Source organism: bacterium, from assembly GCA_019912885.1.
GTDB lineage: Bacteria > Lernaellota > Lernaellaia > JACKCT01 > JACKCT01 > JAIOHV01.
The window spans coordinates 1-16,085 of record JAIOHV010000040.1; the positions used below are offsets into that span (position 1 = coordinate 1).

The 16,085-nt window shown below is 64.2% G+C and carries 14 protein-coding genes; 4 read left to right on the forward strand and 10 right to left on the reverse strand.

Features of this window, described 5'->3' with window-relative positions; all coding sequences use genetic code 11:
- The 8 genes from K8I61_03170 to K8I61_03205 form a co-directional block, all read right to left on the reverse strand.
- A partial coding sequence (locus K8I61_03170) for an FAD:protein FMN transferase (GenBank protein MBZ0271010.1) occupies positions 1 to 654 on the reverse strand: 654 nt, incomplete at its 3' end.
- Between the two features lies 1 nt (position 655).
- Positions 656 to 1,546: a hypothetical protein gene (locus K8I61_03175; protein MBZ0271011.1), complete on the reverse strand. Its 891-nt coding sequence runs from the start codon at positions 1,544 to 1,546 to the stop codon at positions 656 to 658.
- Between the two features lie 30 nt (positions 1,547 to 1,576).
- Positions 1,577 to 2,527: a DUF3108 domain-containing protein gene (locus K8I61_03180; protein ID MBZ0271012.1), complete on the reverse strand. Its 951-nt coding sequence runs from the start codon at positions 2,525 to 2,527 to the stop codon at positions 1,577 to 1,579.
- Between the two features lie 107 nt (positions 2,528 to 2,634).
- Positions 2,635 to 3,402, reverse strand: a complete 768-nt coding sequence (locus tag K8I61_03185) for an SAM-dependent chlorinase/fluorinase (protein ID MBZ0271013.1) — start codon at positions 3,400 to 3,402, stop codon at positions 2,635 to 2,637.
- Positions 3,393 to 3,872, reverse strand: coding sequence for a DUF3426 domain-containing protein (locus tag K8I61_03190; GenBank protein ID MBZ0271014.1), 480 nt, complete (start codon positions 3,870 to 3,872; stop codon positions 3,393 to 3,395). The genes K8I61_03185 and K8I61_03190 overlap by 10 nt, the downstream gene beginning before the upstream one ends.
- Before the next feature lie 193 nt (positions 3,873 to 4,065).
- Positions 4,066 to 4,440, reverse strand: coding sequence for a type II toxin-antitoxin system MqsA family antitoxin (locus K8I61_03195; protein ID MBZ0271015.1), 375 nt, complete (start codon positions 4,438 to 4,440; stop codon positions 4,066 to 4,068).
- 85 nt (positions 4,441 to 4,525) lie between these two features.
- Positions 4,526 to 4,846 carry a type II toxin-antitoxin system MqsR family toxin gene (locus K8I61_03200; GenBank protein MBZ0271016.1) on the reverse strand — a complete coding sequence of 107 codons (321 nt, stop codon included), beginning with the start codon at positions 4,844 to 4,846 and terminating at the stop codon, positions 4,526 to 4,528.
- A gap of 84 nt (positions 4,847 to 4,930) precedes the next feature.
- Positions 4,931 to 7,420: a valine--tRNA ligase gene (locus K8I61_03205; protein ID MBZ0271017.1), complete on the reverse strand. Its 2,490-nt coding sequence runs from the start codon at positions 7,418 to 7,420 to the stop codon at positions 4,931 to 4,933.
- A 416-nt stretch (positions 7,421 to 7,836) separates the two neighbouring features.
- Between K8I61_03205 and K8I61_03210 the strand changes: the two genes are divergently transcribed.
- Positions 7,837 to 9,648, forward strand: coding sequence for a B12-binding domain-containing radical SAM protein (locus K8I61_03210; protein MBZ0271018.1), 1,812 nt, complete (start codon positions 7,837 to 7,839; stop codon positions 9,646 to 9,648).
- A gap of 179 nt (positions 9,649 to 9,827) precedes the next feature.
- Positions 9,828 to 10,109, forward strand: a complete 282-nt coding sequence (locus K8I61_03215) for a DUF4242 domain-containing protein (protein MBZ0271019.1) — start codon at positions 9,828 to 9,830, stop codon at positions 10,107 to 10,109.
- A 100-nt stretch (positions 10,110 to 10,209) separates the two neighbouring features.
- On the opposite strand, the gene K8I61_03220 is transcribed toward K8I61_03215, so the two are convergent.
- Positions 10,210 to 12,027, reverse strand: coding sequence for a hypothetical protein (locus tag K8I61_03220; GenBank protein ID MBZ0271020.1), 1,818 nt, complete (start codon positions 12,025 to 12,027; stop codon positions 10,210 to 10,212).
- 51 nt (positions 12,028 to 12,078) lie between these two features.
- On the reverse strand, positions 12,079 to 12,486 hold the full coding sequence (locus K8I61_03225; GenBank protein MBZ0271021.1) for a hypothetical protein: 408 nt from the start codon (positions 12,484 to 12,486) through the stop codon (positions 12,079 to 12,081).
- Between the two features lie 290 nt (positions 12,487 to 12,776).
- Between K8I61_03225 and hemW the strand changes: the two genes are divergently transcribed.
- Both hemW and K8I61_03235 read left to right on the forward strand, forming a co-directional pair.
- Positions 12,777 to 13,922: a radical SAM family heme chaperone HemW gene (hemW, locus tag K8I61_03230; protein ID MBZ0271022.1), complete on the forward strand. Its 1,146-nt coding sequence runs from the start codon at positions 12,777 to 12,779 to the stop codon at positions 13,920 to 13,922.
- Between the two features lie 62 nt (positions 13,923 to 13,984).
- A complete protein-coding gene (locus K8I61_03235) occupies positions 13,985 to 15,778 on the forward strand; it encodes a long-chain fatty acid--CoA ligase (protein MBZ0271023.1) in 1,794 nt (597 codons plus the stop codon).
- The last annotated feature ends 307 nt before the right edge of the window (positions 15,779 to 16,085 follow it).

Genomic DNA, 16,085 nt, shown 5'->3' on the forward strand with positions numbered 1-16,085 from the left:
GACGCGCACCTCGCCGCCGATCTCCACCATCATGTTCTCGATGCCGAGCGCGGCGAGCGCATCGACGACGCGATCGACGGCGTAGCCCTTGGCGATCGCGGACAGGTCGATCATGACGGCGCCGTCGTCTTTTTTGACGCGGCGGTTCGGCGCGTCGAGCGTGAGGTGCGCGATGCCAATGGGGATCGTCTTCACCTGTTCGGGCGTCAGCTTCGATTCCGGGCCGAAGCCGAGCGCGTCAACGATCGGCGCGACGGTGGGATCGAACGCGCCGCCCGTGAGGCTGGCCGTTTCGATCGCGAGGGCGATGACCTCGCTTGTCGAGGGCGAAACGTTTACCCATGCGCCGGCGGGCGCGCGGTTGATCGCGACGACCTCGCTGTCCTCCCGATAAGTGGACATGAGCCGATCCACCTCGGCGATCGCATCAACGATGGCGGCCTCGAGTTTCTCGCCGGTCAGCGCCTTGGGCTCGGCCTCAAGCGCGGTGACGTGCCACCAGGTGCCGATCGCCTCGCCCGAAAATTTTCGCACGCAGAATTTCGAATCGGGATCGGTCGCGGCGGGCGCGGCGTTCTTGCAGGCGGTCAGGATGAGGGCGAAAAGAACGGCGAGAAGCGAGGCCGCACCGAGGCCGCGCCGCGTTGCGCGCACCTTACTTGTCGCCTTCCGCGGACGAGTTATTGGCGTTGAGCGCGGCGCTCGGTTCGTATTTCATCATCCATTCGCGCTGGTGCTTGCGCGAAAAGAAGAGTTGCAGATGGCGCGGCGCGACCGAGCGGGAGGTGCGCGCCAGGTGGGCGAGCGAATACGACTCGCGCATGCCGATGCGGATCGGCAGGGTCAGGAGATCGAACAGGCCGCGGCGGTCACCCGGTCGATTGAGGCGCATGAAGGTGCGGCCGATGTCCTCGGGGCGGTGCGAATCGGAGCCGACCATCGCGTTTTTGTCGAACATTTCCGAGAGGGCGAACGCGCGAAAGTTGCGCTGGTCGTTCATGTGCCCGTTGATCACCTCGATCATGTCGATGTTCGGAAAAACGTCCGCGGAAAACAGCAGCTCCCGCCTTTTCTGGTTGTAGTTGATGTTCTTGTAGCCGGGGGCGAACGGATGCGGCAGCGCGACGAGGCCGCCCATTTCCTTGGCGGCCGGCACGATCGACGCGAACGAGCATTCGAGCTTGGTGAAATAGCGGTCGCGCTTATAGGGCTCGACGCACTTGCGATAATACTCCTCGAGCATCGCCGGCTCGGCGAAGTAGACGAGAAACTCGAGCCGCTCCCGGGAGCCCACCTCGATGCCGGGCAGCACGAGGATTTCCTCTTGCTCGATCAGCTTGATCGCGCCCCGGATTTCGTTGTGGTCGGTGAGCGAGATACCGATCTCGCGGCGTTTGACCGCGTCGACGATGCGCGAAAGCGTGCTTTTTGGCGCGTCGGAGTAGTTTGAATGCAGGTGCAGATCGACGCACTCGGCGACCGGTCCGACAAGGGGGCGCCGGCGTTCGACGCCCGCCGGCGGCTGACCGTCTGTCGATGGGCTCACGTCAACTCCTGACGGCGGCCGCCCGCGACCTTACGCGGACGGGCTTCCTCCCGATCGTTGGACAAGACGCGTGGAGACGTCGCCGAACGTGACGACGTCCTTGATCTTTCCGGCCACCGGCACGAGGTCCTTGTCGGTCATGACGTAGCCCTCGCCCGTCTTGAGCCCGAAGATCTTCTGATGGATCTTGACGACGCCGAGATAGCGCGCCTCGGGATTCTTGGAGAACCATTTCGCGTGTTTTTTCATTTCGTCGCCGCCGGCGACGCGGATCGTGTATTCATCGACGCCCTTGTAGGGGACGGTGCGGATCTTGATCTCCTTGCCCGGCACGATATCGCCGTAAACGCCGGCGCGTACGTTGTAGGCGAACCCGACGAAGTCCTCGTACATCTTCACGTCCGCCGGGATCTTTTTGGTCTGCCGCCTTTTCATCTTGCCGTTCACGGTGCGCGAATAAAGGCGCTTGTGCTTGTCGTACAGGAATCGGTGGATCGACTTGGTGACCTTGTCGCCCTTTTCGGAAACACGGGAAAACGTCGTGGGGATGAGGCGCTTGACGCCATCGATCTCGCGCACCACGAGGCGCGAGCTGAACACCTGGCGCTTCATGTTCGTGGCCCAGCCGACGACGCCGAGCGCCTTGGCTTCGAGTTCGCCGATGATCTCCTCGCCGGAGCCCTGGCGCAGCGTCACCGTCACCTGCGCGGCCTTGACGGTGTACATGAAGTCGACCTCGTACACGAGTTTTTCGCCGAGGTACTTGGCGAACTTCGGATCGATGACCGTCTTTTCCGGGCCGCGCGACTTCAGCTTCGAGGGGACGCCCTTTTCCGGCGCGTCCTCGGCGGCGGCGCCGGTGATGACGGTGCGTGTCACGTTCGTGAACGGTCTCAGAAACGGGGGAATGACAAGCGAGGCGGCAAAAAGGCCGAGGCCCGAGGTCATCGCCTCGCGCCGGGTGAGGGGTTTGTCGGCCACCCGCCTGGGATCATCCTTTTTCACATCGAACTCCTTGTCGCCCCATTTCACGATCCGCCGCGCGAGGCGGCGTTGTCAATCGAAAGGCGGCGCCGGCGCGCCATTCCTCATAGACCCGTTACGGGATCGCCCCGTTCAATACCGAATTTTTCGGCCGCGCTGCCGCCGTTTACCGCAAGTTCGTAACAGCCATCGCTTCCCACGAGCCAGATCGCGGCGCCGCGCGCGGTTTCGCCATACGCCGTGACGATCGGCGCGCGCGCGGGCGCGCCGTCACGCGATAAGCCCAGTTCGCGCGCGCCTTGCGGAAAATCGGAGGGGCGCAGATTGGTCACGGCGTTGCCGAAGCGGTCGATATGCACGACGCAGCCGATGACGCGCCCGCCGTCGCGGCGGATTTCCCAGGCGGCGAGCCGCACGGGGTCGTCGAAGGGATCGCCGAGCGACGCGATGTCAGCCCCCGCGGCGATCCGCGCGGCCGCCGGCGCGAACACGTCGCGCCCGTGGAAGGTCATGCTTGCGTCTTTCGGAATCGGCAGGGCGAAGGCGCGGAAATCGCCGCCGAGAGCAAAGGAGAACAACCCGTTGTCCGGGCCGACGAAAACCATGCCGTTCGCGGCAAGGGCCATCGCGCGGCGCGCGGTGCCGACGCCGGGATCGACGACGCCGACGTGGATCGTACCGGGCGGAAAGTGCGGCGACGCGCCGGCCATCACATACGCGCCATGCACCACGTCTTGCGGCGCGATGTCGTGCGTGATGTCGATGATCGCCGCGCGCGGCGCGAGGGTGCGGATGACGCCCTTCATCGCGCCGGCGTAAGCGTCGCGCGTGCCGAAATCGGTCGTCAGCGTGACGACGCCGCTTACTTCCACGACGGCTCCGTCTTCAGCACGGCCACATTCGGGATGTGCGGGGTGACGAGCGAAAATCGTCCCTTGGCGCACGGCGCGAGTTCGAGCGGATCGAGAAAGGTGGTTTCCGCCTTTATGAAGGCGTCGTTCTGATCGAAAAAGCTCACCTTCACCTTCACGTAGGAGATGGTCTGCGCGAAGCCGTTTTGCAACGTACCCTCGACGTGAAGCGCGCCGGACTTGACGAAATAATTGGTTTCGAGCACGCGCGGCGCCGCGTCCTCGCAACGCGTGCGCGCGGGCTCTGGCCGCGTGTCGGGGACAAACGTGCCCTTGACGACCGTTTTGCGAAACGGCGCGGGGACGGAATTGTAGTTGTTTGTGTAGTGAAAACGCCCCTCGTCGTCGCGCCATTGGAATATAACGACAGGGTCCTGGGCGAAGGCCGCCGCGGCGAAGACGAAGACGGCGAGGGCGGCGGCACGAAGCATGCGCGGCTTTGGAACTCCGATTTCATGGCAAAAAACGCGAAAAATCCGTGTAAACAGCGGAAAACCGGCCACTTTTCAAGTTAGCAAATCGCGGCGGGGTGTCAAGGAAGATCGGCGGATCGCCGATTTCGCATCGCGAATTTTTGCAACAATCGCCGGAGGATCGCGCCAGGTCGCGCGGCGAAACAGGCTGTCAAGCGGCGTGCTCGCGCAGATACTTCAGGTTACCGGGCACATCGCGGATGAGGCGAAGCAGGGTGTCGAGCGCGGCGGACTGCACGTTTCGCCCGGCCTCCCATCGCGAGACGGTGTTGGCTCCAAGGCGCAGAAGACGCGCCAGCTCGGCCTGCGTCAGCTTGCATTTCTCGCGGATCGCGCGGATTTCGTCGGCGGATAAAAGGCCATATTTCTCGCGGTAGATGGCGAGCGCGCCGTCCTCAAGGAGCTTTAGCTCGCCAAAATTGAACATGATCTCTCCGCATTTTGGACAAAGCAGGTGCGGAATCGATTTCACCTGGACACTTTCGCCGTTGACGTTCGATGCGAAGGCCCCGACCGACTTCTTCATGATCGCGCCACACGTCGGGCAGGCATCGTCGGGGAGCAGGCGTTTGCGTCGCGGGAGCCCGGATTTCGTTTTTGTCGTTGATTTTTTATCGACCATTTTTGTCACCATTGATCTTGTCTTCATGGAACGACACGACGACGCAGTTTTCGCGCAGTACGATTTTTATATACGCGCGAATCCCCGCGACATCTGTCACGAAAACGTACAGCCATTCATTTCCGTCGATCGATTCGATTCGCTCGGCAAAATCGCGAAACGTCATTTTTTTCAGAACGTCGCAGATATCGATGTGTTTCAAGCCAAACCCATGTTCGGCTTCGAGACGAGCCTTGTTTGTCAGTCGAATGCGATTTTCGGACGCATCTTTCCGTATCCGTCTCAGTATCCTCGGAAGCCAGGTGGGCATCGAACCCTCGATTCACCATGTGGTGAATTATGCATGTGGTGAATCGCGTTCGTCAAGCGAAATCCGCCGATTCTCCCGTGTGGATCACAGCGACGGCTCGTCCTCCCGTAGTCGCTTTTCGCCGAGGGTGAGCGAAAGCCGGATGCGCGCGTCGTCGGTGGCAACGTCGCCTTCGGGGACGAATTCGAGGGTGTCCGCGTGCGCGGCGGCGCGAAGATCGGCGGCGAGCGGCGCGAGCTTTTCGGCCAACTCGGGAGGCGCGTCGATGGCAAGACGCGCGAGGGGGTAGTTCGGATTCACCTGTTGCGCCGTTTTCCATCGCCGCGCGCCGGTGAGCACGGCGAGCATGAGGTTGCCCGCCTCGATGGCGGCGGGATCGACGCGCGCCTCGTCCGCGACGGGCCAGGGCGAAACGTGGATGGAAACGGGGCCGCCGTCGCCGCGATACACGAGCTGGTAGAGCTCCTCGGTGATATACGGGATGAATGGCGCGAAAAGGTGCAGCACCGCGCGATTCACCTCGGCGAGCGTCGAGCGCGCCGCCTCGACGACGCCGGGCTCGAACGCATCGGGATTCCAGAAACGTTCCTTCACGATCTCGATGTAGTTGTCGCAGAACTCGCCGAAGAAAAACCGCTCGGCCGTGCCGAGGGCGTGGCTGTATTCGTATTGGTCGAGGTCGCGTGTCGCGTCGGCGATGACCTGCTGGAGGCGACTCTGGATCCAGCGGTCGATCGCCGTCGGCGTGCCCGCGACAAGTTCGCGCCGCGCGCCGGACTCATCGAACAAATGCGCCGCGACGAACTTCGTCGCGTTCCAGAGCTTGGTCAGAAGCTTCTTGCCGTTGGCGACATCGCGTTCGTTGTAGCGCAGATCGTTTCCGAGCGTCGCGCCGGCGGACCAGTAGCGCACGGCATCCGCGCCGTATTTGTCGATGACCGTTTTGGGGTCCACGACGTTGCCGGCGCGCTTGCTCATTTTCTTGCCTTTTTCGTCAAGGCCCCAGCCGGAAATCATCACGTCGCGCCACGGCAGCGAATGCGTGTGGTGGTGGCTTTTCGCGACAGTGTAGAAAAGCCACGTTCGGATGATCTCGAACGCCTGGACGCGGATCGACATCGGGTAGATCCGGTCCATGAGGTTGTCGTCGTACGCCCACCGCGCGTTGATGAGCGGCGTCAGCGAGCTTGTCATCCAGGTATCCATCACGTCGGGCTCGGGGCGGAAGCCGCCCGATCCGCACGCGGCGCACGTCGTTTGGGCGGGCGGGGCCACGGCTGTGGGATCGACGGGCAGCTCGCCCGGCGTCGCGAAACGCGGCGCACCGCATTTTTCGCAATACCAGACGGGAAACGGCACGCCGTAGAAGCGCTGGCGGCTGATGCACCAGTCCCACTTGAGACCCTCGACCCAGTCGCGGTAGCGCACGTGAAAGTGCTCCGGGTGCCAGGCGAGTTCATCGCCGCGACGCAGGTATTCCTCCCGCCCGGGCAGCACGGAGATGAACCATTGCGGCGAGATGGCGAACTCAACCGGCGTCGCGCAGCGGTCGTGGACGCCCACAAATTGCGCGAGCGGTTTTTGACCAAGCAGGAATCCGCCGGCGGCCAGATCCTTCAAGATGTTTTCGCGCGCGACGGACGCTTTTTGCCCCGCGTAGGCGCCGGCCAACTCGTTCAGCTTGCCCCAGGCGCCGAAAACGTTTCGCGTGGGGAGGCGATGCTCCTTCCACTTTTTCACGTCTTCGACATCGCCCCAGGTGCAGACCATCATAAGGCCGGTACCGAAGGCGGGATCGACGGACTCGTGCGTGCGGATTTCGACCTCGTGATCGAACAGCGGAACGCGCGCGGTGCGTCCGAACAGCGAGCGGTAGCGCTCGTCGTCCGGATGCGCATACAACGCAACGCACGCGGGGATCAGTTCGGGCCGCGTCGTGGAGATGACGAGCCTTTCGCCGTCCGGTCCGGTGAACGCGATGTCGTTGAGGCGGGTTTCGCGCTCCTCGGTGTCGATATCGGCCTGCGCCAGCGACGTGCCGCAGGTGTAGCACCAGGTGATCGGCTCCTCGCGCCGCTCGACGAGGCCCTTGTCGTGCAGGTCCAGGAAGCTCAACTGCGCGGTGCGCCGGCTGCGCGGGTCGATGGTGGAGTAGGTGAGGTCCCAATCGACGGAGATCGCCAGCGACTCCCACAGCTCGCGGTAGGCCTCGGCGCCGGCGCGGGTTTCCTGCAGGCAAAGGCGCACGAATTCCTCGCGGCTGATCTTGCCCTTGTCGATCTTGTATTTTTGCTCGACGTAGCGTTCGGTCGGCAGGCCGTTGTCGTCAAAACCCATCGGATAAAAAACCGAATGACCTTTCATGCGCTTGTAGCGCACGATGAATTCGGCCTGCGAATAGCTCATGGCATGACCGATATGCAGGTGCGCGTGCGAGACGTAGGGCGGGGGTGTGTCAACCGAAAACACGGGGCGCGGGTCATCGGGATCGAAGCGGTAAATGCCCGATTCCCGCCAGAATTCGCGAAGCCGCGGCTCCGCGTCTTTTGGATCGTACCGTTTCGGAAAATCCATGGGCGTCCCCCGTCCAAAAGGCGATGAATCGCGCGGGTTATAGCACGGGCCGCGCGCCGGCGGCAGGCGGGTTTTTCGAGATAAAAAAACGAAAAAAAGTCGGCTACGTACGAAACGTGTCCGACCATGTGAACGACAATACCCGTGAATAAATCCGTTTGCAAGCTAATGGCGCCGGGGGGTGAATTTCGGATAAATTTGTGAGACGATTCGTGGTCGAACTCGTCCGGATGGCAGAGGCGTTGCGGGGGATTGCAGCGCGCCGGACTTGGGCGACAGGAATCCGGCAAACGCCGGCCTCGAAAGCGAACAACCGGGAACGATAACCATGCACGGCGCCAGAGGGAGGCGGTGTGCGGGCGGTGGAAGCGAATAGTTATGCACGCCGCCTCGACCAAAAAAGGAAAAAGCCGCTCATGCGACTTGCCCTGATCTATCCGCCCTTCTTTCACAAGAAGTTCAACGAGAATCTCCCCACGACGGACGACGAGTTCGGGCTGTTCCCGCACATCGGATTCGGTTGGGTCGCCGCCATGGCCAAACGCGCCGGGTGGGAAGTCCGGCTGTTCGACGCCGCGTGCCGGAAGTCCCGGTACGATTTCGTGCTGCAGGACGTTGTCGGCTGGAATCCGGACATCCTCGGATTCGCCGGCCACGCCACGCAGACCTTCCGCGATATGCTGCTTTGGGCGCGGCGCTTCAAGCGCGATACGCAGCTTCCCGTCGTGATCGGCGGATACGAATGCAAGGCGTATCCATACGAAATCATGGAGCACGACTGCTTCGACTATCTGTGCGTCGGCGAGGCCGTCACCTTCATCGAACCCTTTCTCCGCGCGTTCGAAACGGGCCGCGGCTACGAAGACGTGCCCGATCTGCTCTACCGCGCGAACGGGCAGGTGAAGCGCACGGTCGATGCGCCATACATTCCCTACAGCGAGCACCCCTGGCCCGACCGGTCGATCTTCCCGAACGAGGAGTACTACTCGATGGTCTCCCAGCGGAAGAACTTCACGATCGGCATGTCCGAGGTCGGCTGCCCGTATCCGTGCACGTTTTGCTCCATGCGGCATTCGGGCTTCGAGGCCCGCACGGCCGTGCAGCTCGTCGACGAGATGGAAAGCTGCATTAACGAGCATGGCATCCACGAGATCGACTTTTTCGATCCGATCATGCTGTTCGATCGCCAGCGCATGCTCGACTTCTCCGCGGAGCTGCAGCGGCGCAAGCTCGACATCATCTGGTCGGCGCGCACGCGCGTGGACTGCCTGTCGTTCAAGCGCAGCGACGGCGAACCCGACCAGGAACTCGTCGAGGCGCTCGCGGCGTCCGGATGCCGGCGCCTGTTTTTCGGCATCGAGTCCGGCGACGAGCAGGTGCTCAAGAACGTCAAAAAGGGTGCGGTGACCAATAACGTCAAGAAGGTGCTCGACTGCCTGGACGCGCACAGCATCCGCTCGCTTGGCTTTTTTATGATCGGCAATCCTGGCGAGACCGAAGAGACCGTCCAAAAGACGATCAAACTCGCCAAGAGCCTGCCGCTGCACTACACGCAGTTCACGCTCACGATGATCAAGCCGCACACGGACCTCGAGCAGAAGTACATTTTCGAATCGACGGGCATCGACTACTGGCGCGAATACGTGCGTGGAAACGTGCCCGAGCAGATCCTGCCGACGCCGTGGACCGAGCTTTCGCGCGCGGACATCGAGCGGCTGACAAAGAAGGCCTATCTCAGCTTCTACCTGCGCCCGCGCTACATGTGGAAGATGATCGTGCGCATCGAAAGCTGGCAGGAGTTCCAGCGTTACGCGCGCGTCGCGTTCCAGATGATGCTGCGCCCGCTGCGCCCGGAGAAGATCGGTCCGCTGCCCATGCACCGCCGTGTCGGGCGTTTCGGGCTGGCATTCCTCGACGGGTTCCTCGCGAACCTGAACCAGGGCGGGCGGCATCCGGTGGCCTATTTCGGCGGCGGCTTCAAGGGCGCCTGGCGGTTTGCCATGTATGAGTGGCAGCGCTCGGGCAGCAACAAGGACATGGGTGCGCCGGGCAGCGTGGACGGGGAACTGATGGCGCCGGACGCGCAGACGAAGATCCGCGTCATCGAGAACTTCTCGGGCGACTCGCGTTTTGTCCCGCTCACGCGGGGCGCGCTCGGCTACTCGCGCAAGAAGGGCGACAGCGTCAACCCGTACCACGAGCGGCGCATCACGGAGGCCGCGAGCTGAGCCGCGCGCGCGTAACGGCGGTCCGCGTTTTCGGAGGCGTCGTCAAACACGCTGCACGGATCGCCGCGCCCCGCGCGATCGCCGGGCCAGGTTAGGCACACGACGGAAATTCGCCGCGAAAAGGCGCCTTCTAAACCGACGGGTTGTTTCCCAACCGGAAAGTTCAACGGAGGTGGCTCATGCCGAGGTACGTCATCGAGAGAAATATGCCGGGCGCCGGCGACGCGACTCCCGCCGAGCTCAAGGAGATCGCCGCCAAATCGAACGCGGTCCTGCACGAGCTGGGGCCGGACGTGCACTGGGAGCACAGCTACGTGTCCGCGGACAAGATCTTCTGCGTTTATATCGCCCGAGACGAGGAGATTGTCCGCAAGCACGCCGAGCTCACGGGGTTTCCCGCCGACACGATCTGCGAAGTGAAAGCCTTGGTCGATCCCGTCATGGGTGAACCGAACGCGTAATCGCGCGCGAAACGCCGAGGCCTATCGATCCAATTTGTTGTAGGCGCCTGCCCGGCGCGAACGTTGCCCGCGTCGAGCAGGCGCGCTTGCCGGCCACGATTTAACGCACGAGCCCGTAGATCAGCACATCCGAGCCGGCCGGGCCGACGATCTCGAAAACGGGCGTGTTCCAGTCGCCCGCGCCGTCGCGCATTTCGACGCGCGGCACGGCGGACGTCCCTTGGCCGTAACGGATGAGTTGCACCTCCGCCGCGCCGTCGCCGTCGTAGTCCCAGGACGCGCCGCGCGCGCCCGCGCCGACGGTGAAGCCGGTGTCGTACACGGTGGTGCTCGCCGTGGAAAACACCGTGAGGCGATACGCGATCTGCGGCGCGACGAGGCCTTGCAACTGCGTCTGAAAGACGGCCAGTTCGGCATCGTCGTCGCCGTCGAAATCGCGCAGGGCCGCGTCGAACACGAGAAGCGATCCCTCGCCCGCGATCTGCGTCGTTTCGGCCACCGCGGGTTGTTCCGGATCGTCGAAAAGCGACACCTTCGCGCTTGCCGACGCGCCCGTCACCGCGTGCGCGATCGCGAACACGTCGCCGCCGAATTTCGCGCGTCCGCCGATGCCGCCGGCGCGCGGCGCATCCGCGACAAAGGCGCGCGTGCCGCCGAAATCGAAGGCGGTGGGGAAAAAGTACGCGGCGCTCGACGCGTAGAGATCGACCCAGGCTCCGCCGCCGCCGACGAGCGAGGCGACAAGATCCGCGAGGCCGTCACCGTCCAGGTCGTGGCGCAGCGATACGGACGCGCTGGTGCCCGCGTCGTACGTGAAGTTGCGCGACGCCTGGCCGAGCGACTCGTGCAGCTCCACGCGCGTTTCGCTCGCGTTGGCGAACGCGATCGCCAGTTCCGCGTCGCCGTCGCCGTCCAGATCGCGGATCGCCACCGAGGGCGAGGCGGCGCCGTTTTGCGCAAACGGGCCGTAAGTGTCGCCGGCGATGCCGCCCTCGGCGACGGCGCGGATGGTCGCCTCGTAGAGAGGGCCGACGATGCCCCACTCGATCACCGCGATCTCGGCCGCGGGCCCGGCGGAAAGCGGCGCGGCCTTGCCCCACGCGCTGCGCGCGGGTGCGGCGGCCAGATCAACGTACGTGCCGGCCGGGCCGGTGTGGTTCAGAAGATCGGCGAAGCCTTCCGTGCCGTCGTAGGCGTGCGCCTCGCCGCTTCCGGACGCATCCGTGGGACGCACGCGAATCACCAGCTCGGGGAAGCCGTTGCGATCGAGGTCGAAAAGGGGACCGGGCAGCGCCTGGCCGCCGGGATAAGACGCGATCGTGACGCTCGAGTCGAGATTCGCGGGATCGAGCAGCCGCACGAGGGCGCTGCCCACCCCTTCGTCATCGAGCGAATTTTCAATCGCGACGATCTCCGCGAGGCCGTCGCCGGTGAAATCCTCGACGATGTACGACGCGCCGCCGAACGCGCCAAGCAGCACGGGCGATCCGTAGCGCGGGGCGCCGCCATCGACCGGGAAAAGCGCCGGCTCGGTGACGTTGTCGTCGCCGATGCGGTAGCGCCGCTGCACCAGGACGTAAGCCGGTTCGTCCTCCACGAGCGGCGCGGGCACGGTGACGAATCGATCGAGCGCCGCGTCGTCGTCCGCGGTGTCGTCATCGGTGTCGTCGTCGATAGCATCGTCATCCGCGTCGTCATCGATCGCGTCGTCGTCGATTGTGTCGTCGTCCGCCGTATCGTCATCATCCGCGTCGTCGTCATCGACGTCGACGTCGATCGTGTCGTCGTCGGTGACGTCGTCGTCCGGGGCGTCGCCCGCGCCGCCGTCGTCATCGTCGCCGCACGAACAAGCCGGCGCGGCGAGCGCGACAAGCGCGATGAACACGAACACGAAATATCGCGGGGCGGCGCGCGTCATCGTGCATCGATGATCGCGCGTCCCTGGGGCGCGGGTCAATCGGGAAATGCCCTACGCGTTGACGGCGGAGCGGTCGGCGGCTTCGTCGAGGGCCGCGGGGCCCAGGTCGGCGCAAGCCAGGCGAATGGCGCGGCGCGTGAGCGCGAGATTGACGAAGATGATGCGGCGAAGGTCGCCGAGCACGTTCGCGAGCGTGTCGGGCGTCGCCTCCTCGAGCAGCACCTGCGCGCGCTCGATGTTGTCCTCGATGGCCGAGCGAAACGTGTAGTCGTCCCAGAATTCGCCGTCCCACGCCCCGGCGAGCACCTCGAGCGGTTCGAGAAACGCGCTCCAGGCCGATTTCAGCGTTTCGGTGGCGGCGTCGAGATCGCCGGAATCAAGGAGATCGGCGAGACGGTTCAGACCCACCTCGCCCTGGCGAATGCCTTGCTGCAATCGCTGCGCGTTCGTCGCGTCCATCGCATCTCCGGCGGCAAAAGGATTTCGACTTGCTTACTAGATGTTGTTGGGGGTGTCAACGAGTACGCAAGATCATGTGTCCACAGGGGGAGAAAATAGAAAACAGAAAATAGGAAACAGGAAATAGAAAATAGTCCGTCGCAACACGCGCGGCGAAACGACGCACGTCCATCGCGCGCCTCCCCGCCCCCGGTCGCATGCACCCGGCGCTTGTCCCTCTGTTTTCTATTTCCTATTTTCTGTTTTCTATTTTCTGGAAACCAGGCCAAACTACCTGCCGCCAAAACGCCATGGACTCCACCATCTACATCCACATCCCCTGGTGCCGGTCGAAGTGCTGGTACTGCGATTTCGCGAGCTACGCGGACGCGAGCCCGCCGGAAGATGCGTATGTCGATGCGCTTTTTGCCGAGCTTGACGCGCGGGCCGGCGAGATGCGCGGCGCGGCGCCGTCGGTGTACATCGGCGGCGGCACGCCCTCGCTGTTTTCGCCGCGGGCGATCGGGCGCCTAATCGACGGCGTGCGCGCGCGCGTGGACGTCGCCAACGACGCGGAGATCACGCTCGAGGCGAATCCCGGCTCGGCGCACGCGGAATCGTTCGCCGGGTTCGCGGCCGCGGGCGTCAACCGCGTGTCCATCGGCGCGCAATCGCTCGACGCCGCCGTGCTGGCGCGCCTGGGGCGCCGGCACGCGCCGGAAGAGGTGCCGCGCGCCGTGGAGGCCGCGCGCGCGGCGGGCTTTTCGAACATTAGCGTCGATATCATGTACGGCCTGCCCGACCGCGACGCGGGCGCGCTTTTACAGGAGCTTGACGCATTCGTCGCGCTCGGCACGCCGCACCTGTCGGCGTATTGCCTGACGGTTTACGAGGACACGGAGTTCGCGCGCCTTCTCGAAAAGGGCAAGCGCGAGGAAATGGACGCCGACATTGCCGCGGACGAGTTCCGCATCGTGCGCGATCGGCTGCTATCGGCCGGGCTTGCCGATTACGAGATCGCCAACTTCGCGCGGCCGGGATACGAGAGCCGGCACAACACGCACTATTGGCGGCGTGGGGCGTACCTCGGTCTTGGATGCGGCGCGGCATCGTTCGGATACACGCCCGACGCGCCGCACGGCGTGCGTTCGGTGAACGATCGCGACCCCGCCGCGTACATGCGCCGCGTGGCCGAGGGCGGCACGGCCTTTGCGGAAACGGAAACGCTGACCGAGGCGCAGGCGCTGTCCGAGGCGCTCTTCCTGGGGCTTCGGCGGCGGGTAGGCGTGGACCTGGCGCTGATTAGCCGCGCGCTTGGCGCGGATGTCGGCGAGCGCTTCGCCGCGGAATTCGACGAGCTCGTCGCCGGCGGGTTCCTTTCGCGCGAGGGCGATCGCGTGCGCCTAACCGACGCGGGCGTTTTCGTGTCAGACGAGATATTTTCCCGCTTCGTTTGAGCGCGCGTTTGATCTATAAAGGGATGCGATTCGACGCGGCGCGTCAAACCCCTTGAGCCCCTATGACATCCCAGGAAAAAAACCTGTTCGTCGCGTGGGACAACACGGCGCGCCGCCACGCCCACGCGCTTTGCATGCGCTACCGCAAGGACGGCGACTGGACGCGCCTGACGTACGCCGAGGTGGACGAGCAGGTGCGAAACTTCGCGCTCGGCCTGCTCGCGCTTGGCCTCGCCCCGGGCGACGCAATGGCGCTGCTTTCCGAGAACCGGCCTTGCTGGGCCATGACCGATCTTGGCGTGCTTTGCGTGGGCGGCGTGCTCGCGGCCATCTACCCGACCTCCACCGCGCAACAGATCGGCCACATCGTCGAAGATTCGGGGGCGAAGATTCTGGCGGTGTCGAACCACTTCCAGCTCGGCAAGGCGCTCTCGTCGCCGGCCGCGCGCAAGGCCCTTTCGCACATCATCATCTTCGATCCCATTCCCGATCTCACCGATGCGGACGACCGCGTGCTTTCGTTCGACGACGTCGTCAACCTCGGCAAGGCGCACGGCGATCCGTTGGAGCTTTTGCGTCGCGGGGACACGCCGGTGAACGACGATCTGGCGACGCTGATTTATACATCGGGCACGACCGGCACGCCCAAGGGCGTCATGCTGACGCACGCGAATATCCTTTCGAACGTGGACGCGGCGCGGCGGATTTTTCAACTTGGCCCCGGCGACACGAGCCTGTCGATCCTGCCGCTGTCGCACTCGCTGGAGCGCACGGCCGGCCACTTCGCCATGCTGTTTTCCGGCGCGGAGATCGCCTACGGCGAGGGCGTGACGGATATCGCGGGCGACCTTGTCGAGGTGAAGCCGACGTTGATGATCGGCGTGCCGCGCGTGTTTGAGAAACTGCGTTTGGCGATCACCGAACAGTTCGCGCGCCGGGGGCGCATCGCGGAAGGCCTGTTCGGGCGCGCCATGGAAACCGGCCGCGAGGCCGCGTGGTATCGCCTCCAGGGGATGCGTCCGCCCGCGTATCTCGAGTTGCAGCTTTCGCTCGCCGACACGCTTGTTTATCAGCCGATCCGCGAAAGTTTCGGCGGGCGGCTTCGTTTCATGATCTCCGGCGGCGCGCCGCTTTCCCGGGATATCGCGGAATTTTTCTTCGCGGCGGGTCTTGCGATCTACGAGGGGTATGGCCTTACGGAAACGAGCCCGGTCGTCACGGCGAACTTCCCGCACCAGGTGCGGCTGGGTTCGGTGGGCAAGCCGATCCCCGGCGTCGAGATCCGCATCGCGGACGACGGCGAGGTGCTGGTGCGCGGGCCGAACGTCATGAAGGGCTATCACAACCTGCCCGACGACACGGCGCGCGCGATGAACAAGGGCTGGTTTCATACCGGAGATATTGGCACGATCGACGAGGACGGATTCCTGACCATCACCGATCGCAAGAAGGACATCATCGTCACGTCGGGCGGCAAGAACGTCGCGCCGCAGGCGATCGAGGCGCAGCTTTCGCACGACCGCTACATCGCGCAGGCGTGCGTGCTCGGCGACCGCCGCCCGCACCTGACGGCGGTCATTGTGCCGAGTTTCGACGAGGTGCGCGCGTGGGCGGCGCGCAAAGGCATGGAGTTCGAAACGAACGCGGATCTGGCGCGTTCGAAGGACGTGCGCGAGCTTGTCGAAAAAGCGGTGGACCGCGTCAACAAGAAGCTCCCGCCGTTCGAGCGCGTTCGCGATTTCATCCTCGCGGACGAGGAGTTCACGCTGGAAAACGATCGCCTGACGCCGACGCAGAAGGTGAGGCGCCGCATGGTGGAAACGGAATACGCGCACCGGCTCGATGCCTTGTATTGATTGCGACGTCAGAGCCGCAAACGAAGGCTCCGCTTCGGGCGGGGCCGAAGTGCGCGGTCGATACCGCGGCGCCGGAAACGTCGTATGCAATCGGGCACGGCCACGCGCGCGCGGTTAGCGTCCATTCGGTCCATCCGGTCCATGCTGTCCATTTTGTCCATTCGTGACATGCTCGACCCATGACCGACGACGACGACAAACGCGACGACGAAAAAAGGCCGCGCCGGCCCCGGCGCGATCACAAGGTCGAACCGGAGCGCGACTACATCTACAAACCGGGGCGCGCGCGGCGAGGTGCCGCCTCGCG

Bases quoted from the DNA above. Each gene is read 5' to 3' on its own strand.
- K8I61_03225 (MBZ0271021.1), bottom strand. From the start codon at position 12,486: ATGGACGCGACGAACGCGCAGCGATTGCAGCAAGGCATTCGCCAGGGC.
- K8I61_03195 (MBZ0271015.1), bottom strand. From the start codon at position 4,440: ATGAAGAAGTCGGTCGGGGCCTTCGCATCGAACGTCAACGGCGAAAGT.
- K8I61_03205 (MBZ0271017.1), bottom strand. From the start codon at position 7,420: ATGGATTTTCCGAAACGGTACGATCCAAAAGACGCGGAGCCGCGGCTT.
- K8I61_03200 (MBZ0271016.1), bottom strand. From the start codon at position 4,846: ATGCCCACCTGGCTTCCGAGGATACTGAGACGGATACGGAAAGATGCG.
- hemW (MBZ0271022.1), top strand. From the start codon at position 12,777: ATGGACTCCACCATCTACATCCACATCCCCTGGTGCCGGTCGAAGTGC.
- K8I61_03210 (MBZ0271018.1), top strand. From the start codon at position 7,837: ATGCGACTTGCCCTGATCTATCCGCCCTTCTTTCACAAGAAGTTCAAC.
- K8I61_03215 (MBZ0271019.1), top strand. From the start codon at position 9,828: ATGCCGAGGTACGTCATCGAGAGAAATATGCCGGGCGCCGGCGACGCG.
- K8I61_03235 (MBZ0271023.1), top strand. From the start codon at position 13,985: ATGACATCCCAGGAAAAAAACCTGTTCGTCGCGTGGGACAACACGGCG.
- K8I61_03190 (MBZ0271014.1), bottom strand. From the start codon at position 3,872: ATGCTTCGTGCCGCCGCCCTCGCCGTCTTCGTCTTCGCCGCGGCGGCC.
- K8I61_03220 (MBZ0271020.1), bottom strand. From the start codon at position 12,027: ATGACGCGCGCCGCCCCGCGATATTTCGTGTTCGTGTTCATCGCGCTT.